Source organism: Stenotrophomonas sp. STK16_22 (assembly GCF_051984505.1).
Classification (GTDB): domain Bacteria; phylum Pseudomonadota; class Gammaproteobacteria; order Xanthomonadales; family Xanthomonadaceae; genus Stenotrophomonas; species Stenotrophomonas maltophilia_A.
Genome location: NZ_CP196972.1, coordinates 2,142,222 through 2,158,686, shown reverse-complemented (window position 1 = coordinate 2,158,686; position 16,465 = coordinate 2,142,222). Strand labels below are relative to the sequence as shown.

General features: G+C 66.5%; 17 protein-coding genes. 13 read left to right on the top strand and 4 right to left on the bottom strand.

Annotation, left to right across the window (positions count from 1 at the left end; genetic code table 11):
- Position 1: 1 nt before the first annotated feature.
- Positions 2–1,774: an EAL domain-containing protein gene (locus ACSYAO_RS09945; RefSeq protein ID WP_049461075.1), complete on the top strand. Its 1,773-nt coding sequence runs from the start codon at positions 2–4 to the stop codon at positions 1,772–1,774.
- Positions 1,775–1,867: 93 nt separating this feature from the next.
- Here the strand turns inward: ACSYAO_RS09945 and ACSYAO_RS09940 are convergent, their stop codons facing one another.
- The 4 genes from ACSYAO_RS09940 to flgA form a co-directional block, all read right to left on the bottom strand.
- Positions 1,868–3,088, bottom strand: coding sequence for an ATP-binding protein (locus tag ACSYAO_RS09940; RefSeq protein ID WP_049461073.1), 1,221 nt, complete (start codon positions 3,086–3,088; stop codon positions 1,868–1,870).
- A 91-nt stretch (positions 3,089–3,179) separates the two neighbouring features.
- The gene (locus ACSYAO_RS09935; RefSeq protein WP_014037132.1) at positions 3,180–3,518 is read right to left on the bottom strand and encodes a FlgN family protein; all 339 of its coding nucleotides are present in this window, start codon (positions 3,516–3,518) and stop codon (positions 3,180–3,182) included.
- Positions 3,515–3,820, bottom strand: coding sequence for a flagellar biosynthesis anti-sigma factor FlgM (flgM, locus tag ACSYAO_RS09930; RefSeq protein ID WP_005409579.1), 306 nt, complete (start codon positions 3,818–3,820; stop codon positions 3,515–3,517). The genes ACSYAO_RS09935 and flgM overlap by 4 nt, the downstream gene beginning before the upstream one ends.
- A gap of 75 nt (positions 3,821–3,895) precedes the next feature.
- Positions 3,896–4,552, bottom strand: a complete 657-nt coding sequence (gene flgA / locus ACSYAO_RS09925; RefSeq protein WP_005416463.1) for a flagellar basal body P-ring formation chaperone FlgA — start codon at positions 4,550–4,552, stop codon at positions 3,896–3,898.
- 231 nt (positions 4,553–4,783) lie between these two features.
- Here flgA and ACSYAO_RS09920 point away from each other — a divergent pair, with 231 nt between their 5' ends.
- From ACSYAO_RS09920 to flgL, 12 genes are all read left to right on the top strand, one after another.
- The gene (locus ACSYAO_RS09920) at positions 4,784–5,728 is read left to right on the top strand and encodes a chemotaxis protein (protein ID WP_005416462.1); all 945 of its coding nucleotides are present in this window, start codon (positions 4,784–4,786) and stop codon (positions 5,726–5,728) included.
- A gap of 138 nt (positions 5,729–5,866) precedes the next feature.
- Positions 5,867–6,262 carry a flagellar basal body rod protein FlgB gene (gene flgB / locus ACSYAO_RS09915; RefSeq protein ID WP_005409576.1) on the top strand — a complete coding sequence of 132 codons (396 nt, stop codon included), beginning with the start codon at positions 5,867–5,869 and terminating at the stop codon, positions 6,260–6,262.
- A gap of 3 nt (positions 6,263–6,265) precedes the next feature.
- A complete protein-coding gene (gene flgC / locus ACSYAO_RS09910; RefSeq protein ID WP_049461071.1) occupies positions 6,266–6,673 on the top strand; it encodes a flagellar basal body rod protein FlgC in 408 nt (135 codons plus the stop codon).
- A gap of 23 nt (positions 6,674–6,696) precedes the next feature.
- Entirely contained in the window at positions 6,697–7,377 is a 681-nt protein-coding gene (locus ACSYAO_RS09905; protein ID WP_049461069.1) for a flagellar hook assembly protein FlgD, read from the top strand.
- A 32-nt stretch (positions 7,378–7,409) separates the two neighbouring features.
- On the top strand, positions 7,410–8,633 hold the full coding sequence (gene flgE, locus ACSYAO_RS09900) for a flagellar hook protein FlgE (protein WP_049461067.1): 1,224 nt from the start codon (positions 7,410–7,412) through the stop codon (positions 8,631–8,633).
- A 32-nt stretch (positions 8,634–8,665) separates the two neighbouring features.
- The gene (locus ACSYAO_RS09895; RefSeq protein ID WP_049461065.1) at positions 8,666–9,415 is read left to right on the top strand and encodes a flagellar basal body rod protein FlgF; all 750 of its coding nucleotides are present in this window, start codon (positions 8,666–8,668) and stop codon (positions 9,413–9,415) included.
- Positions 9,416–9,518: 103 nt separating this feature from the next.
- Positions 9,519–10,304, top strand: coding sequence for a flagellar basal-body rod protein FlgG (gene flgG / locus ACSYAO_RS09890; protein WP_049461063.1), 786 nt, complete (start codon positions 9,519–9,521; stop codon positions 10,302–10,304).
- 22 nt (positions 10,305–10,326) lie between these two features.
- A complete protein-coding gene (flgH, locus tag ACSYAO_RS09885) occupies positions 10,327–11,019 on the top strand; it encodes a flagellar basal body L-ring protein FlgH (protein WP_049461061.1) in 693 nt (230 codons plus the stop codon).
- A gap of 2 nt (positions 11,020–11,021) precedes the next feature.
- Positions 11,022–12,164: a flagellar basal body P-ring protein FlgI gene (locus ACSYAO_RS09880; RefSeq protein ID WP_087786533.1), complete on the top strand. Its 1,143-nt coding sequence runs from the start codon at positions 11,022–11,024 to the stop codon at positions 12,162–12,164.
- A gap of 1 nt (position 12,165) precedes the next feature.
- Positions 12,166–13,362: a flagellar assembly peptidoglycan hydrolase FlgJ gene (gene flgJ, locus ACSYAO_RS09875; RefSeq protein WP_049461058.1), complete on the top strand. Its 1,197-nt coding sequence runs from the start codon at positions 12,166–12,168 to the stop codon at positions 13,360–13,362.
- Positions 13,363–13,370: 8 nt separating this feature from the next.
- Entirely contained in the window at positions 13,371–15,251 is a 1,881-nt protein-coding gene (flgK, locus tag ACSYAO_RS09870; RefSeq protein ID WP_049461056.1) for a flagellar hook-associated protein FlgK, read from the top strand.
- The gene (gene flgL, locus ACSYAO_RS09865) at positions 15,248–16,453 is read left to right on the top strand and encodes a flagellar hook-associated protein FlgL (RefSeq protein WP_049461054.1); all 1,206 of its coding nucleotides are present in this window, start codon (positions 15,248–15,250) and stop codon (positions 16,451–16,453) included. The genes flgK and flgL overlap by 4 nt, the downstream gene beginning before the upstream one ends.
- Positions 16,454–16,465 lie beyond the last annotated feature (12 nt).

The window sequence follows — 16,465 nt, the reverse complement described above, 5'->3', positions numbered from 1 at the left end:
CATGTGGAATCCCAACCTGCCCCCGGTCAGCATCGATGACGCTCCCGACCGCCTTGGCGCCGGCAACCCCGAGCTGCAGGCAATGGTTGCCGAGGCAGCCTCAGGCGGCATCGCACTGATGCTGATGCACGTGGACATCGACCATTTCGCATCGGTCAATGAAAACATGAGTGCCGAAGTGGGCGACCAGGCGCTGGTGCTGGTGGCACAGCGCCTGCAGTCCTACCTGCGCGGGCGCGGCAAGTTGTGGCGACATGGCAGCGACGAGTTCCTGATCGCGGTGGCGCGCACCGCCGATCTGCCGTTGCCGGAGGATTTCGCCGAGGAGATCCGCCAACAGATGGAGCTGCCGTTGTCGGTGCTGCCGTACACGTTGTTCATGACCGGCAAGCTGGGCGTGAGCCTGTGCCCGGAACATGCCAGCAGCACCTCGCGCCTGCTCGACCATGCCGAGGATGCGCTGTACCAGGCCGCCCGCGAAGGCGGCAATGCCGTGCGCATCCATGCGGTGGACACCCCGCCAAGCGCGCACAGCGAGAGCATCATCGCGCGCCAGATCGTCGATGCCATTCCCAATGGCGAGCTGAAGCTGCGCTACCAGCCACTGGTAAGCGCGCGCGACGGCCACGTGGTGGGCATGGAAGCGCTGCTGCGTTGGCAGTCGCCGACCCTGGGCATGCTGGTGCCGGAGCGCTTCATGCGCACCGCCGAACGCCTGGGGATCATCGTGCAGATCGGCACCTGGGTGCTGGAAGGCGCCTTGAAGCAGGCGCGGCTGTGGCGCGACCAGGGCTTCGATGACTTCACCATCGCAGTGAACGTGTCCACCCTGCAGCTGCTGCGGCCGAACTTCTTCGCCGAAGTGATGTCACTGCTGCAGGCGGCGGGCGTACCGGCGCACATGCTGACGCTGGAGATCAACGAGAGTGCGCTGACCAACAACGTCAATTTCGTCCACGAAACGCTGGCCAACCTGCGCAATGAAGGCATCAGCCTGAGCCTGGACAACTTCGGTACCGGCGACTCCAGCCTCAGCGCGCTGGTGCGCTACCCGGTGGACAAGCTGAAGATCGACCGCAGTTTCATCAAGAGCGCGCCGGCCGGCAATCGTGAAGCGGCCATCGCCCGCGCGATCATCGCCATGGGCCACCAGCTGGGCATGACCGTGATCGCCAACGGCGTGGAATCGCAGGCGCAGCTGGGCTTCCTGCGCCGCAACGACTGCGACGTGTTCCAGGGCTACCTGTTCGGCGAACCGATGTCGGCCGATGCCGCCGGCATGACCCTGCGCCGCCGCTACCTGCGCCCGGAAGCCTTCGCCGAGACGCGCCCGGACCGGACGCTGCTGCTGCTGGATGATGAGGAAAACGTGCTGCGCTCACTGGTGCGCCTGTTCCGCCGCGACGGCTACCGCATCCTGGCCGCCGGCAACGTGCGCGATGCGTTCGACCTGCTGGCGATCAACGACGTGCAGGTGATCCTGTCCGACCAGCGAATGAGCGACATGAGCGGCACCGAGTTCCTGGGCCGGGTGAAGATGCTGTACCCGGATACGATCCGCCTGGTGCTGTCGGGCTACACCGATCTGAACACGGTGACCGATGCGATCAACCGCGGCGCGATCTATCGCTTCCTGACCAAGCCGTGGAACGACGACGAGCTGCGCAAGCACATCCACCAGGCGTTCCGCACGTACGAGGAACAGCGCCGCAGCAATGCCGGCCCGGCGCCGGTGGAGAGCGGAGATGGCGGCGAGGAGCGCCCATTGCGGTAACCATCCCCTCTGGTAGAGCCGGCCGCTGGCCGGCTGCTCTGGAAATCGGGTTCAATGAGGTTGCCGGCCAGCGGCCGGCACTGCCAGAAGCGGTCAGCGCGGCTGCTTGACCGGCAGCACCACGCGGAAGCGCGAGCCCACGCCGGGCGTGCTGTCCAGGTCGATGCGGCCGTGGTGCTTGTTGATGATGCTGTAGGAGATCGACAGGCCCAGGCCGGTGCCACTGCCCACCGGCTTGGTGGTGAAGAACGGATCGAAGATGCGCTGGCGCAGTTCCGGCGAGATGCCACCGCCGGTATCTTCGAACTCGACCCAAACGTGATCGCCATCAACGCCGGTACGCACCGTGATCGTGCCGCGCTCGGCGATGGCATGGCCGGCGTTGAGCAGCAGGTTCATGTAGACCTGGTTCAACTCCGATGGCAGGCACTCCACCAGGGGCAACTGGCCGAACTCGCGCACCAGGGTGACCTTGTACTTGAGTTCGTTCCAGATGATGTTGATGGTCGATTCCAGGCCCGCGTGCAGGTCGACCAGCTTCCACGACTCGTCGCGGCCGGAATACGAGAAATCCTTCAGGTCGCGCACGATGCGGGTGACCCGCTCGATGCCTTCGCGCGATTCCGCCATCAGCTGCGGCAGGTCGCGGCTGATGAAATCGATATCCAGACGGTCACGGATATCATCGATTTCCGGAATCAGCGCTTTCGGGTCCGGCGCGCGCAGGGCGCGCTCGTAGGCTTCGATCACGGTGAACAGGCTGCGCAGGTATTCCTGCAGGCTGCCCAGGTTGGAGTGCACGTAACCGATCGGGTTGTTGATCTCGTGCGCGACGCCGGCGGCCAGCTGGCCGATCGACGCCATCTTCTCCGACTGCAGCAGCTTTTCCTGGGTGCCATTGAGGCGCAGGTAGGCCTGGCGCAGTTCGGCATGGCGCTGCTGCAGCTCGCGTTCGTAGTCTTCCTGCCCTTCGATGTGGCGGAACAGGGCGAGGAAATGCCCCTGGCCGACCGGACCATGGTGGTACAGATGGGCGATGACCACGCCCTCGCCCAGCGGCAGGCTGCCATTCCAGTGACCATGCTGGCGAGCCTGTTCCAGCGCATCGGGCGGCAGCAGTTCGCGCAGGCGCTGCGGCGGCGGCAACCCGCCGCCCTCGCCACTGGCCAGCAGGTTCTGTGCGGCCGGATTGGCCAGGGCCACCCGCCCGTCATCGGTGAACAGCAGCAGGCCTTCGCGCAGGCGCTCAAGCAGGGCCTGCAGCACCGGCTGCGGCGGAAGGGGGGCGGTAACCAGGGCGTTGGCAGCGGACACGGCGACTCGGGACGTTCGAACAGGCGCCCAATATACGCGGTCATGCAGCGGGCTTCAGCCCGCCGTGAGGGGTTATGCGACCGCCGTCGCCTCAGGCGACGGCGAGGGGCCGGCCGATGCTGACCGTGTGCGACTGGCCCTTGGCATCGTAGGCCGAGGCGTCTTCGGTGCGGCCGAGCTGGCGCAGCGCCCAGTTCACCTCGCGGCGGCGGCGCGACAGCAGCACGCCGTTGGCCCGGTTGCGCTCGGCCAGTTCCTGCAGCTGTTCGCCCTCGCCCACCGGTGGCGCGCCTTCCAGCGCACGCAACGCTTCCAGCTTGGCGCCGGTAGCCCGGATCAGGGCGTGCACGTCGTGCTCGACCAGGGCCTGGCGTTCAACGTCCAGGGCCTGGGCGAGACGCTGCAGCGGCTCGCTCATCGCCGCAGTCATCCGTGCAGCTGCTGGTCCAGATCGAGCATGCGCGATGCGATCGCGTCCGGATTGATCTTGTAGGTGCCGTTCTGCAGCGACTCGCGCACGGCGGCCACGCGCTGGGCGTCGATCGCCGGGGCGGTGGTCAGCTCGCGCTCGATGGCCTGCAGATTGGTGGCCTCACCGGTCAGGCGCAGGCTGTCGGCCGCCTCGACCGGGCGCGCCGCCGCATCGGTGCTGACACCGGGCTTGTTGGCCGGGGTCGTCACGCTGCGCAGTGCCTGGGGGACCTGCAGGTTGCCGTCGATTTTCTGGCTCATGGGGTGTCCTGGAGTTGCCGTTCACAAGGGATAACGGCCGCAGGGCCGTGATCTTTAGGGATATTTTGCGGTAATTCAACGCGCCACGATTACGTCACCTGCGGCATCGACCGTGCCTTGCACGATCCGCCGCGAGGACAGGTTCTCGACCGAGACCCGTTCGTTCTCACCGGCATCACCCATCGCACGGCCGGCAATGCGGACCTCGACCGAGCCGCGACGCGACACCAGGGCCACATTGTCTCCTCGCTTGATGAGACGCTGCACCACCAGATCGTTGTTCGACAGCAGGGCTCCGGCCTGCAACGGACGGCGGGCGACGCGGCCGATCGCTGCATTGGGATCGGACAGCACCGCGCCGGCAATCCGGGCAGCGTCACGCTGGGCAGTGGTGATATCGGCGGCAGTGAGGGTTTCTCCAGTGCCGATTCCGCGGTTGAGCACCAGTACGGTCTGGTTGCGCCGCACCTTTACCGGCACGAACAGGCGCCAGCCGCCCGCGTCCGGACAGCTGACTTCCACCGTGGTGTTGGCGGTGGGCTGCACCTGTAACGCCCCCCCGCACTTCGGCAGGCGCAGCGCATCGGCCACCTGGGCCTCGCCCTCGCTGCCCGCCGGCAGCGTCGACAAGGCCGCCGCGCGGATGCTTGCCACCGGCTGCCAGTCGGCGGCAGCCGCCCACGGCGAGGCCACGGCCAGCGCGATGGCGAATAGAGATGTGACCCGGCACATGGCGCCTCCTTCAATCGGCAAGAGCTGGCCCAGGTGCGTGCAAGGGGTGTGCCAGAGGGGCACTTGTAGAGTCAGGCCATGCTCGACCGCTTTGCGCCCAACAGCCAGCCGAGCATCGCTCGAGGCTACAAGAGCCTCGGTCGAACATGGCGCGACAACACAATTGCGGTGTGGAGCGCGCAGTGGCAGAGCGCCCTCAAGTTTGGCACCCAACGCGCCGATACAGCAGCCATGTCCCATGACCTGCTCAACCGGATCGACCAGCGGACCCGCCTGGCCGGCCACAACCGCCTGGCGCTGCTGCTGTTCCGTCTCGGCGGACGTCAGCTTTTTGGCGTCAATGTCTTCAAGGTGCAGGAAGTCCTGCGGCGCCCGGAGCTGTTCCAGGTACCCGGCCTGCCCAGCCAGTTCGCCGGCGTGGCCGACGTGCGCGGCCGCTCGGTGCCGGTGCTGGACCTGGGCCTGGCCATCGGCCACCCCGAACGTGAGCCCGATGCCGATACCTCGCCGGGTTACCTGGTCGTCACCGAATTCAACCGCTCGATCCAGGGGTTCCTGGTCAGCGGCGTCGAACGCATCGTCAACATCGCGGTGGAAGACATCCACCCGCCGCCGGAGCTTGGCGCCGAGTCGAGCTACCTGACTGCGGTAACCCGCTTCCAGGGTGAGCTGATCCAGGTGATCGACGTTGAAAGCGTGCTGGCCGATATCGCCCAGGTCCGCGGTGACGCCGTACTCGATCCGGCGATGGCAATGCCCGCCGATGGCCCCCAGCTGCAGGTGCTGGTGGTGGACGACTCGCGCGTGGCCCGCCAGCAGATCCGCAGCGTGCTGGATCAGTTGGGCGTGGGTGCCACCCTGCTTTCCGATGGCAAGCAGGCTCTCGACCACCTCTTGCAGATCCAAGCCTCGGGCGAAAACCCCGCCGAACGCTATGCCATGGTCATCTCCGACATCGAGATGCCGGCCATGGACGGGTACACGCTGACGACGGAAATCCGGCGCCATCCGGGCCTGGCCGGCCTCTACGTGCTGCTGCACACCTCGCTGTCGGGTGTCTTCAACAACGCCATGGTCGAGCGTGTCGGCGCCAACGCCTTCGTCGCCAAGTACTCGCCGCACGAGCTGGCTGACTTCGTGCTGGACCGCCTGCGCAAGGTGGCGATGGCGGCCTGACGGCCACTGATCCGGTAGTGCCGGCCGCTGGCCGGCAACCGCAGATCCATCGGGGAGCCGGCCCGCGGCCGGCACAACCCTCTCGAATTTGGCACACCCCTTGCAGCTTCCCGGGCAACGTTCCCGTGGGAGTGCACCGTGCGCAACCTGATTACCGACTACCTGGGCGTCCACGCCCAGGCCATGCCGTTGCGCGAACAGCGGATGAAGCTGATCGCCAGCAACCTCGGCAATGCCGACACGCCCGGCTACAAGGCCCAGGACCTGGACTTCGATGCTGCCCTGCGCCATGCCCAGGGGCAGGATGCCAACGGCCTGATGGCCACCACCCATGAGCAGCACTACGAAATCAGTAGTGGCCTGAACCCGTTCCAGATCGCGCGCGAGGGCGTGCAGCCCAGCCTGGACGGCAACACCGTCGATCCCGATGCCGAGCGTGCCGCCTATGGCCGAGCCGCGCTCGAGTACCGCGCCTCGCTCAGCTTCGTCGAGAGCAAGGTGCGTTCCATGCTGACCGCGATCACGGGGCAATAAGCCATGAGCAACCTGCCGATCTTCGATATCGCCGGCTCCGCGCTGCAGGCGCAGTCGGTGCGCATGAGCACCATCGCCTCCAACCTCTCCAATGCCGACACCATCGCCGGTTCTGCCGACGCCGTGTACAAGCCGCTGGAGCCGATCTTCCAGGCCGTCACCAGCAAGAACGATCCCAACATCACCTCGGTGAAGGTGAAGGAGATCACCCAGAGCGAGGCGGCGCCGATCAAGCGCTACGAGCCGGGCCACCCGCTGGCAGACGCCGATGGCTACATCTACCAGCCCGACGTCGATCCGGTGGCGCAGATGGTCAACCTGATCTCGACCTCGCGCAATTACCAGGCCGGCGTGGAGATGCTGACCACCGCCAAGGAACTGGCCCTGGCCACCCTGACCATGGGCCGCTGAGGCGGACCCTTGAGGATTACCCGATGACCACCGTCTCTACCCAGACCAGCCAGGACGTGTACAGCGCCCTGGGCCTGACTGCCCCCAACAGCAACGCCAGCACGCGCAAGAGCACGCTGGATCAGGCCGATTTCCTGCGCCTGATGACCGAACAGCTGCAGCACCAGGACCCGCTGAAGCCGATGGACAACACGCAGATGGTCGCGCAGATGGCGCAGATGTCCACCGTGCAGGGCATTACCGATCTGAACACCACGGTGCAGGGCTTTCAGGAATCGATGGCCAGCGACCAGGTGCTGCGCGGCGCGGCACTGGTCGGCCACGAAGTGCTGGTGCCTTCCACCAAGATGGTGCTGGGCGATGAAGGCGGTGCCAGCGGCGTGGTTGCCGCACCGGGCGCCGGCATCGTGAACGTGACGGTGACCGATGCCAACGGCAACACGGTCACCCAGCTGAGTGTTGAAGCTACCGCCGCCGGCGAAACCGCCTTCGAGTGGGACGGCAAGGATGCCAACGGCAACCGCGTGGCTGCCGGCGATTACACCATTGCCGCCACCCACACCGACACCGCTGGCGCGGAAACCAAGCTGTCCACCTATGTGCAGGCGCCAGTGGAAAGCGTGACCGTCGGCTCGGACGGCCTGTACCTGAACCTGAAGGGCCTGGGCACGGCCCCGATCGACTACGTGCTCCGCGTCAGCTGAGCCGCACATCCCGCATCTACCAGGAGCATCCCATGGGCTTCAACATTTCACTGTCCGGCATCAATGCCGCCAACTCCGACCTGAGCGTCACCGCCAACAACGTCGCCAACGTCAACACCACCGGCTTCAAGGAATCGCGCGCCGAATTCGCCGACCTGTTCTCGGCCACCAGCTATGGCCTGTCGAAGAACTCGATCGGTTCGGGCGTGCGCGTTTCCAACGTGGCCCAGCAGTTCCTGCAGGGCAACAACGAGCAGACCGGGCGCAGCCTGGACATGGCCGTTTCCGGTGAGGGCTTCTTCACCATGAACATGAACGGTGCGCGCGTCTACACCCGTGCCGGCAACTTCCAGACCGATTCGGCCGGCTACGTGATCAACCCGCAGGGCGCACGCCTGCAGGTGTTCGCGCCGAACGCCGATGGCACCAACTTCGACGCCGGCCGCCTGGTCGACCTGCAGCTGCTGACCACCGACAGCCCGCCCAAGCAGACCAGCGAAGTGAAGGTGGGCTTCACCCTGCCGGCCAACGCCAGCGTACCGACCGTGGGCACCTTCGACCCGACCGATTCGAACAGCTACAACTTCTCCAGCGGCGGCATCACCGTGTACGACTCGCTGGGCGTCAGCCACACCCAGGTCTCGTACTTCGAAAAGCTGCCGGGCGTGAACCAGTGGCGCGTGCACAACTACGTTGACGGCCAGGCCGCGGGCACGCCCACCGACCTGGAATTCGACAACGCCGGCACCCTGATCGACCCGGCCGACGGCAAGATCAGCCTGGGCACGTTCACCCCGACCACCGGCGCGGGCGTGCTGAACATGACCCTGGATGTGACCGGCTCGACCCAGTACGGCGAGAAGTTCGCCCTGCGCAACACCCAGCAGGATGGCTACGCGGCCGGCAAGCTCAATGAAATCACCGTTTCGGAAAGCGGCGTGGTGTTTGCCCGCTACTCCAACGGCGATGACAAGGCGCTGGGCCAGGTGGCGCTGACCACCTTCAACAATCCGCAGGGCCTGGAAGCCAAGGGCAACAACCTGTGGGTGGAAACCTTCGATTCGGGCACCCCGCGCACCGGCTCTCCGGACACCTCGAACCTGGGCAAGATCCAGGCCGGCGCGCTGGAATCGTCCACCGTGGACCTGACCGAGCAGCTGGTGAACATGATCGTGGCCCAGCGCAACTTCCAGGCCAACGCGCAGATGATCACCACGCAGGACCAGATCACCCAGACCGTCATCAACATCCGTTGATGAGCTGCTGACCCTGTCACGGAACTCCCCGCATGGATAAAGCCCTTTACGTGGCGATGACCGGTGCCCGCGCCTCCCTGCAGGCGCAGGGTACGCTCAGCCACAACCTCGCCAACTCCGACACCCCCGGCTTCAAGGAAGCGCTGGCCAACACCGAGGCCTTCCCGATCCGTGGGCAGGGCTATGCCTCGCGGGTGGATGCGCTGCACGTCGACGCCGGTTTCAACCGCAGCGCCGGCGCGCAGCACATCACCGGCAAGCCGCTGGACCTGTCGTTGCAGACCGGCACCTGGCTGGCCGTGCAGGCCACCGATGGCAGCGAAGCCTACACCCGGGGGGCCGCGCTGTCGGTCACCCCCAACGGCCAGCTGGTGACCTCCAGCGGCCGTGCGGTGCTGGATGACAACAACAACCCGATCGCCATTCCGCCCTACCAGGCGATGGAAGTGGGCAACGACGGCACGATCTCGATCATTCCGCAGGGCGAAGGCCCGCAGACCATGGCGATGATCGGCCGCATCAAGATCGTGCAGGCGCCGGACGAGCGCCTGGAGCGCGGCCTGGACGGCCTGTTCCGCAACACCGACCCGCAGCAGCCCTTCGCCCAGGCGCAGGGCGCCACCGTGCACAGCGGCCAGCTGGAAGGCAGCAACGTGGACGCCGCCGGCGCGCTGGTGCAGATGATCCAGCTGCAGCGCCAGTACGAAATGCAGGTGCAGGTAATCAAGCACGGCGACGAGAACGCGCGCAGCGCCAACAGCCTGCTGCGCCTGGGCGGCTGACGGAATTCCGGCGCCGGCACGGGCCGGCGTTGGCACACCGCTTGCACAGCCTTCACCAACGGCCGCACCGCGCGGCCCGCTTCAGCCAGACAGGATTCCGAAGATGAACCAGGCATTGTGGATCGCAAAAACCGGACTGGATGCGCAGCAGACGCGCATGTCGGTGGTTTCCAACAACCTCGCCAATACCAACACCACCGGTTTCAAGCAGGACCGCGCCAGCTTCGAAGACCTGCTGTACCAACAGGTGCGCCAGCCCGGCGGCGCCAGTTCGGCACAGACGCAGCTGCCGACCGGCCTGCAGCTGGGTACCGGCGTGCGCGTGGTGGCCACCTCGAAGAACTTCGAACAGGGCAGCCAGCAGCAGACCGGCCGCGCGCTGGACGTGATGGTCAACGGCCGCGGCTTCTTCGAAGTGCAGCTGCCCGACGGCAGTTCCGCGTACACCCGTGATGGCTCGTTCAAGATCAACCAGGACAGCGAGCTGGTGACCAACACCGGCTATCCGGTGCAGCCGGGCATCCAGATTCCCGAAGGCGCGCAGTCGGTCACCATCGGCAGCGACGGCACCATCAGCGTAAAGATGGCCGACGACGCCGCTTCGGTGGAGGTGGGCGCACTGACCCTGACCGATTTCGTGAACCCGGCCGGCCTGCAGGCCCGCGGTGAAAACCTGTTCCTGGAAACCACGGCATCGGGCCCCGCACAGAACGGCAACCCCGGCCTGAACGGTCTGGGCACCGTGGTGCAGGGTGCGCTGGAAGGCAGCAACGTGAACGTGGTGGAAGAGCTGGTGTCGATGATCGAAACCCAGCGCGCCTACGAAATGAACGCCAAGGCCATTTCCACCACCGACGCCATGCTCGGCTACCTGAACCAGAACGTCTGACCGCAACCACCGGGATACCGCCATGTCGCCCTTCTCTACCCTCGCCCGCACCGCGCTGTGCTGCGCCGTGACCGCCCTGCTGGGCGGCTGCGTGATTGCCGGCGACGTGCGCCCCTACCCGGCCATGGCCCCGGTGCAGCCGATCGTGCCGATGCAGGCCGCGCCCACCGCCGGCGCCATCTATGCCGCCGGCCCGACGCTGAACCTGTATGCCGACCGCCGCGCCCGCGATGTCGGTGATCTGCTGACCATCACCCTGCTGGAAAACACCACCGCGCAGACCAGTGCCAACACTGCAACCAGCAAGGAATCGGGCCTGACCATCGGCTCACCCTCGCTGTTCGGCGCGCCGGTCACCCTGGGCGGCAAGGACATTCTGAGCGCCAGCGCCAATGGCGAACGCGAGTTCACCGGCAAGGGCAACAGCGCGCAGAGCAACCGCCTGCAGGGCAGCGTCACGGTCACGGTGATCCAGCGGCTGCCCAACGGCAACCTGGTGGTGCAGGGGCAGAAAAACCTGCGGCTGAACCAGGGTGATGAACTGGTGCAGGTGCAGGGCATCGTGCGCCCGGGCGACATCAGCCAGGACAACACCATCCCTTCCAGCCGCGTGGCCGAGGCCCGCATCGTCTACGGCGGCCGCGGCCCGGTCGCGCAGTCCAACGCGATGGGCTGGCTGAGCCGCTTCTTCAATTCCGGCCTGACGCCGTTCTGAGTATGGCCATGAAAGCTCTCTTCTCTTCTACGTGGCAGCGACGCATGGCGTCGCTCTACGGATCATTCTTCCTTCTGCTGGCAATGGCTGCGCCTGCCAGCGCCGAGCGCATCAAGGACCTGGCCCAGGTCGGCGGCGTGCGCGGCAATGCGCTGGTGGGCTATGGCCTGGTGGTCGGCCTGGATGGCAGCGGCGACCGTACCAGCCAGGCACCCTTTACAGTGCAGAGCCTGAAAAACCTGCTTGGCGAGCTGGGCGTGAACGTGCCGCCGAACGTCAATCCGCAGCTGAAGAACGTGGCCGCCGTGGCGATCCACGCCGAACTGCCGCCGTTCGCCAAGCCGGGCCAGCCGATCGACATCACCGTGTCTTCCATCGGCAACGCCGTGTCGCTGCGCGGCGGTTCGCTGCTGATGGCGCCGCTGCGCGGTGCCGACGGCCAGATCTATGCGATTGCCCAGGGCAACCTGATCGTGGGCGGCTTCGGTGCGCAGGGCAAGGATGGTTCGCGCGTGTCGGTGAACGTGCCCAGCGTGGGCCGCATTCCCGGCGGTGCCACCGTTGAACGTGCGCTGCCCGATGTGTTCGGTGCCAACGGCGAGATCACCCTGAACCTGCACAACAACGATTTCACCACCGTCTCGCGCATGGTTGGCGCGCTGAACAATGCCTTCGGCGAAGGCGCCGCGCGTGCGGTGGACGGCGTGACCGTGGCCGTGCGTGCGCCCACCGATCCCGGTGCCCGCATCGGTCTGCTGGCCCGCATTGAAAACCTGGAACTGACCCCGGGCAGCGCACCGGCCAAGGTGGTGGTCAATTCGCGCACCGGCACCGTGGTGATCGGCCAGCAGGTGCGCGTGGGGCCGGCAGCCATCTCGCACGGCTCGCTCACCGTGACCATCCAGGAAAACGCCAACGTCAGCCAGCCCAACGCGCTGGCCGGTGGCCAGACCGTGGTGACCCCGCAATCGACCATTACCGCCACCAACGATGGCAGCCGCATGTTCAAGTTCAGCGGCGGCACCAGCCTGGATGAAATCGTGCACGCGGTGAACGCGGTGGGTGCCGCGCCGGGCGACCTGATTGCGATCCTGGAAGCCCTGAAGCAGGCTGGTGCGCTGAGCGCCGAGCTTGAGGTGATCTGACATGCGTATCACCCCCGCCCTTGAGCTGCACCCGACGCAGCAGAACGATCCGGCCAAGATCGACAAGGTCGCACGCCAGCTGGAAGGCCAGTTCGCGCAGATGCTGGTGAAGAGCATGCGCGATGCCAGCTTCGGCGATTCGCTGTTCCCGGGTGAAAACAAGGTCTTCCGGGACATGTACGACCAGAAGATTGCCGAGACCCTGACCCGCGGCAAGGGCCTGGGCCTGCACGAAACCATCGCCCGCCAGTTGTCCGGCAACCAGGGCGACGCCCCGGCGCTGGACACCCGCGTGGACCCGGCCAAGGCCAGCCGCGCCTACCAGTTGAACGCACCGGCGCAGGCGCCGTCGCTGCCGCTGGAAGATGCCAGCAACGCACTGCGCATCCTGCAGCAGATGTCCGCAGGCGTGCAGGACGGCGCGCAATCGTCGGTGGCACCGATGGAACAGGCGCTGGACCTGATTGCCGGCCGCGAGAGCAGCAGCGCGCACCGTGCGCTGGGCACCGAGGATCCGTATGCGGGCAGCATTGGCGGTGCCGATTGGGCCGCCGCCAGCGACCAGTGGGCGCCCACGGCCAGCAACCGTGGCAGCACCGCCACCGCCGCCGACGCGCTGGCCAGCCGCACCGCGGTGGCCCAGCTGGGCGCACACACGCCGGAAGGCTTCGTGGCCAGCATCTGGCCGCATGCGCAGAACGCGGCCAAGGAACTGGGCGTGGATGCCCGCGCCCTGGTGGCCCAGGCCGCGCTGGAAACCGGCTGGGGCAAGCGCCAGATCAAGCATGCCGACGGCAGCACCTCGCACAACCTGTTCGGCATCAAGGCCACCGGCTGGAACGGCCAGAGCGCGGTGGCCGGCACCCACGAATACGTGGATGGCGTGCGCCGTAACGAAACCGCCAGCTTCCGCGCCTACAGCTCGCCGGCCGAAAGCTTCGCCGATTACGTGCGCCTGCTGAAGACCAGCCCGCGCTACCAGCAGGCCCTGCAGGCCGGCACCGATGTGCAGGGCTTCGCCCGTGGCCTGCAGCGTGCCGGCTATGCCACCGACCCGAGCTACGCCGCCAAGATCGCCGCCATTGCCGGTGGCCCGACCATCGAACGCGCGGTAGCCGCGGTGACCGATGCCGGCGCCCGCCTTGGCCAGACCTTCGCCAGCACCGCAACCGCGGCGCTGGGTATCACCCGCCGTTGAGGAACCCCATGTCCAGCGTCCTTTCCACCGGTACCAACGCCCTGCTCGCCTTCCAGCGTGCCCTGGCGACGACCAGCCACAACGTCGCCAACATCAACACGCCCGGCTACAGCCGGCAGAAGGTCGACTTTGCCACCGCCGATCCGCAGAACTTCGGCTACGGTGATGTCGGCAACGGTACGCGTATCGTTGACATCCGCCGCACCGCCGACCAGCTGGCCATTTCCCGCCTGCTGGACAGCAGCGGCGAACTGGCGCGGCTGAAGCAGCTTTCCACCATGGCCGACCGCGTCGATGCGCTGTTCTCGGACACCGCCACCAATGTGTCCGGCGTGTGGTCCAACTTCTTCGATTCGGTCAGCGGCCTGTCGTCCAACGCGTCGGGCAGCGCCGACCGGCAGAACGTGCTGGACAGCGCCAACACGCTGGCCAACCGCTTCCAGCAGCTCAACAACAGCCTGAACACGCTCAACAGCGAAGTGAACAACGGCCTGACCGCGGCCGCCACCGAAATCAACCGGCTGGCTGCGGAAATCGCCCAGATCAACGGGGTGATCGGCAGCAATGCGGCCACTGCTGCGCCCGACCTGCTGGACCGCCGTGACCAGCTGATCGCCAACCTGGTGGGCTACACCGGCGGCACCGCCGTGGCCCAGGATGGCGGCACCCTGAACGTGTACACCGCCGGCGGCCAGGCCCTGGTGGTCGGTACCACCGCCTCGAAGGTGACCACGGTCACCGACCCCTACCAGCCCGAGCGCCTGCAACTGGCGCTGCAGACCCAGGGCGGCAAGATCACCCTGGACCCGAAGCAGCTGGGCGGCCAGGTCGGTGGCATGCTGGAATTCCGCGACACCGTGCTGACCCCGGCCCAGGCCGAACTGGGCAAGCTGGCCGTGGGCCTGGCGACCACGTTCAACGAGACCCACCGCAACGGCGTGGATCTGTACGGCAACATGGGCGGCGACCTGTTCAACATCGGCAGCCCGCGGGTGACCGGCAATACCAGCAATACCGGCACTGCCTCGATCACCGCCAGCTACGGCGACCTGTCATCGCTGGATGCACAGAACATCGTGCTGAAGTATGACGGCACCCAGTGGCTGGCGATGCGTTCGGACACCGGCGCCAGCGTGGCCATGACCGGTACCGGCACCGCCACCGATCCGCTGAAGATCAATGGCGTGGAGCTGGTGGTGAGCGGCACCCCGGCCACCAATGACCGCTTCCTGCTGCAGCCCACCGCGGGCGTGGCCGGCAGCATCGGCGTGGCGATCACCGATACCTCGCGCCTGGCCGCGGCCGCGCCGATCAAGGGCAGTGCCGCGCTGGCCAACACCGGCACCGGCAAGCTGAGCGACGTGAAGGTGGCCGACGCCAGCAACGCCAACCTGCGCAACCCTGCCGCAATCGTGTTCACCTCGGCCACCGAATACACCATCGATGGCAATGGACCGTTCACCTACACCGCCGGCCAGGCGATCACCGCCAATGGCTGGAGTTTCGTGCTCGATGGCGCGCCGAAGACCGGCGATACCTTCAACATCACCCCCACCCCGGTCGGTTCGTCCGACAACAGCAATGCCCTGGCCCTGGCCAAGGTCGAGGACGCCAAGGCATTCAACGCCGGCACCATCACGTTGAACGGCGCACTGGGCGGGCTGACCACGCAGGTGGGCGCCGCCGCCCGTGCAGCGGAATATTCGCTGGATGCGCAGCAGGTGATCACCGACCAGGCACAGTCCGCGCGCGATTCGATTTCCGGGGTGAACCTGGATGAAGAAGCTGCCGACATGCTGCGCCTGCAACAGGCCTACCAGGCCGCCTCGCAGCTGATTTCCACTGCCGACACCATGTTCCAGACCATCCTGGGAGCTGTATCGCGATGAACAACCGCATTTCCACCGGGATGATGTTCAGCCAGTCCGTCTCGCTGATGTTGTCCAAGCAGGCCAAGATGAGTCACCTGGAACAGCAGCTGGCCACCGGCCAGCGCCTGGTGTCGGCCAAGGACGACCCGGTCGCCGCCGGCACCGCGGTCAGCCTGGACCGCGCCGTGGCCGAACTGGACCGCTTCAAATCCAACGCCGACGTGGTGCAGAACCGTCTGGGCCTGCAGGAAAACGCCCTGTCCGGCGCCAACGAACTGATGGCGCGCATTACCGAATTGACCCTGCAGGCCAACAACCCTGCCCTGTCGGCGGCCGACCTGAAGTCGATCGGCTCGGAGCTGCAGACGGTGTACGACAGCCTGCTGTCGCTGGCCAACACCACCGACGGCACGGGCCGCTACCTGTTCGGCGGCACCGACGATGCCGACGCGCCGTTCAAGCTGAGTAACGGTACGGTCAGCTACAACGGCGACCAGACCCAGCGCCAGGTGGAAGTGGCACCGGATACCTTCGTGAAGGATGCCCTGCCCGGCAGCGAGATTTTCCTGCGCATCCGCACCGGCGATGGCACCCTGGATGGTGCGGCTGCAGCCGGCAATACCGGCAATGGCGTGCTCACCACCTTTGGTTTGAATTCTTCTTCCGGCAATTGGAATGGCGGCAGCTATTCCTTGAACTTTACCGCTGCCGACCAGTACGAAGTGCTCGATTCCACCGGCACCGTGGTCGGCACCGGCACGTTCAAGGCCGGCGAGGACATCAGCTTCGAAGGCGTGTCGATGCGTATCGAAGGCGCGCCCGCGGCCGGCGACAGCTTCAGCATCGGCCCGTCGGGCACCCGCGATGTGTTTTCCACGGTGCAGGGCATGATCGATGCGCTCAACACCGCCGCCAACACCCCCGCCGAGGTGGCCAACCAGCAGAACGCACTGCAGTCGGGCATCCGCGATATCGCCCGCGCCGCCGAACAGTTCATCGACGCGCGCTCGGCCGGTGGTGCGCAGCTGAAGGCCATCGACGATGCCGCCGCCACCCGCGAATCCAACGCGGTCACCCTGAAAACCACGCTGTCGTCGATCCGCGACCTGGATTACGCCGAAGCCGTGGGCCAGTACCAGCTTGAACAGATCGCGCTGCAGGCCGCGCAGACGATCTTTACCCAGATGCAGCAGATGTCGCTGTTCAACGCGATCCGCTGAGCAGGCGCCTTC

Coding starts and splice junctions, on each gene's coding strand:
- ACSYAO_RS09920 (WP_005416462.1), top strand. CDS start 4,784: ATGTCCCATGACCTGCTCAACCGGATCGACCAGCGGACCCGCCTGGCC.
- flgM (WP_005409579.1), bottom strand. CDS start 3,820: ATGAGCCAGAAAATCGACGGCAACCTGCAGGTCCCCCAGGCACTGCGC.
- flgH (WP_049461061.1), top strand. CDS start 10,327: ATGTCGCCCTTCTCTACCCTCGCCCGCACCGCGCTGTGCTGCGCCGTG.
- flgK (WP_049461056.1), top strand. CDS start 13,371: ATGTCCAGCGTCCTTTCCACCGGTACCAACGCCCTGCTCGCCTTCCAG.
- ACSYAO_RS09945 (WP_049461075.1), top strand. CDS start 2: ATGTGGAATCCCAACCTGCCCCCGGTCAGCATCGATGACGCTCCCGAC.
- flgE (WP_049461067.1), top strand. CDS start 7,410: ATGGGCTTCAACATTTCACTGTCCGGCATCAATGCCGCCAACTCCGAC.
- flgG (WP_049461063.1), top strand. CDS start 9,519: ATGAACCAGGCATTGTGGATCGCAAAAACCGGACTGGATGCGCAGCAG.
- ACSYAO_RS09895 (WP_049461065.1), top strand. CDS start 8,666: ATGGATAAAGCCCTTTACGTGGCGATGACCGGTGCCCGCGCCTCCCTG.
- ACSYAO_RS09905 (WP_049461069.1), top strand. CDS start 6,697: ATGACCACCGTCTCTACCCAGACCAGCCAGGACGTGTACAGCGCCCTG.
- flgC (WP_049461071.1), top strand. CDS start 6,266: ATGAGCAACCTGCCGATCTTCGATATCGCCGGCTCCGCGCTGCAGGCG.
- flgJ (WP_049461058.1), top strand. CDS start 12,166: ATGCGTATCACCCCCGCCCTTGAGCTGCACCCGACGCAGCAGAACGAT.
- flgA (WP_005416463.1), bottom strand. CDS start 4,552: ATGTGCCGGGTCACATCTCTATTCGCCATCGCGCTGGCCGTGGCCTCG.
- ACSYAO_RS09880 (WP_087786533.1), top strand. CDS start 11,022: ATGGCCATGAAAGCTCTCTTCTCTTCTACGTGGCAGCGACGCATGGCG.
- flgL (WP_049461054.1), top strand. CDS start 15,248: ATGAACAACCGCATTTCCACCGGGATGATGTTCAGCCAGTCCGTCTCG.
- ACSYAO_RS09935 (WP_014037132.1), bottom strand. CDS start 3,518: ATGACTGCGGCGATGAGCGAGCCGCTGCAGCGTCTCGCCCAGGCCCTG.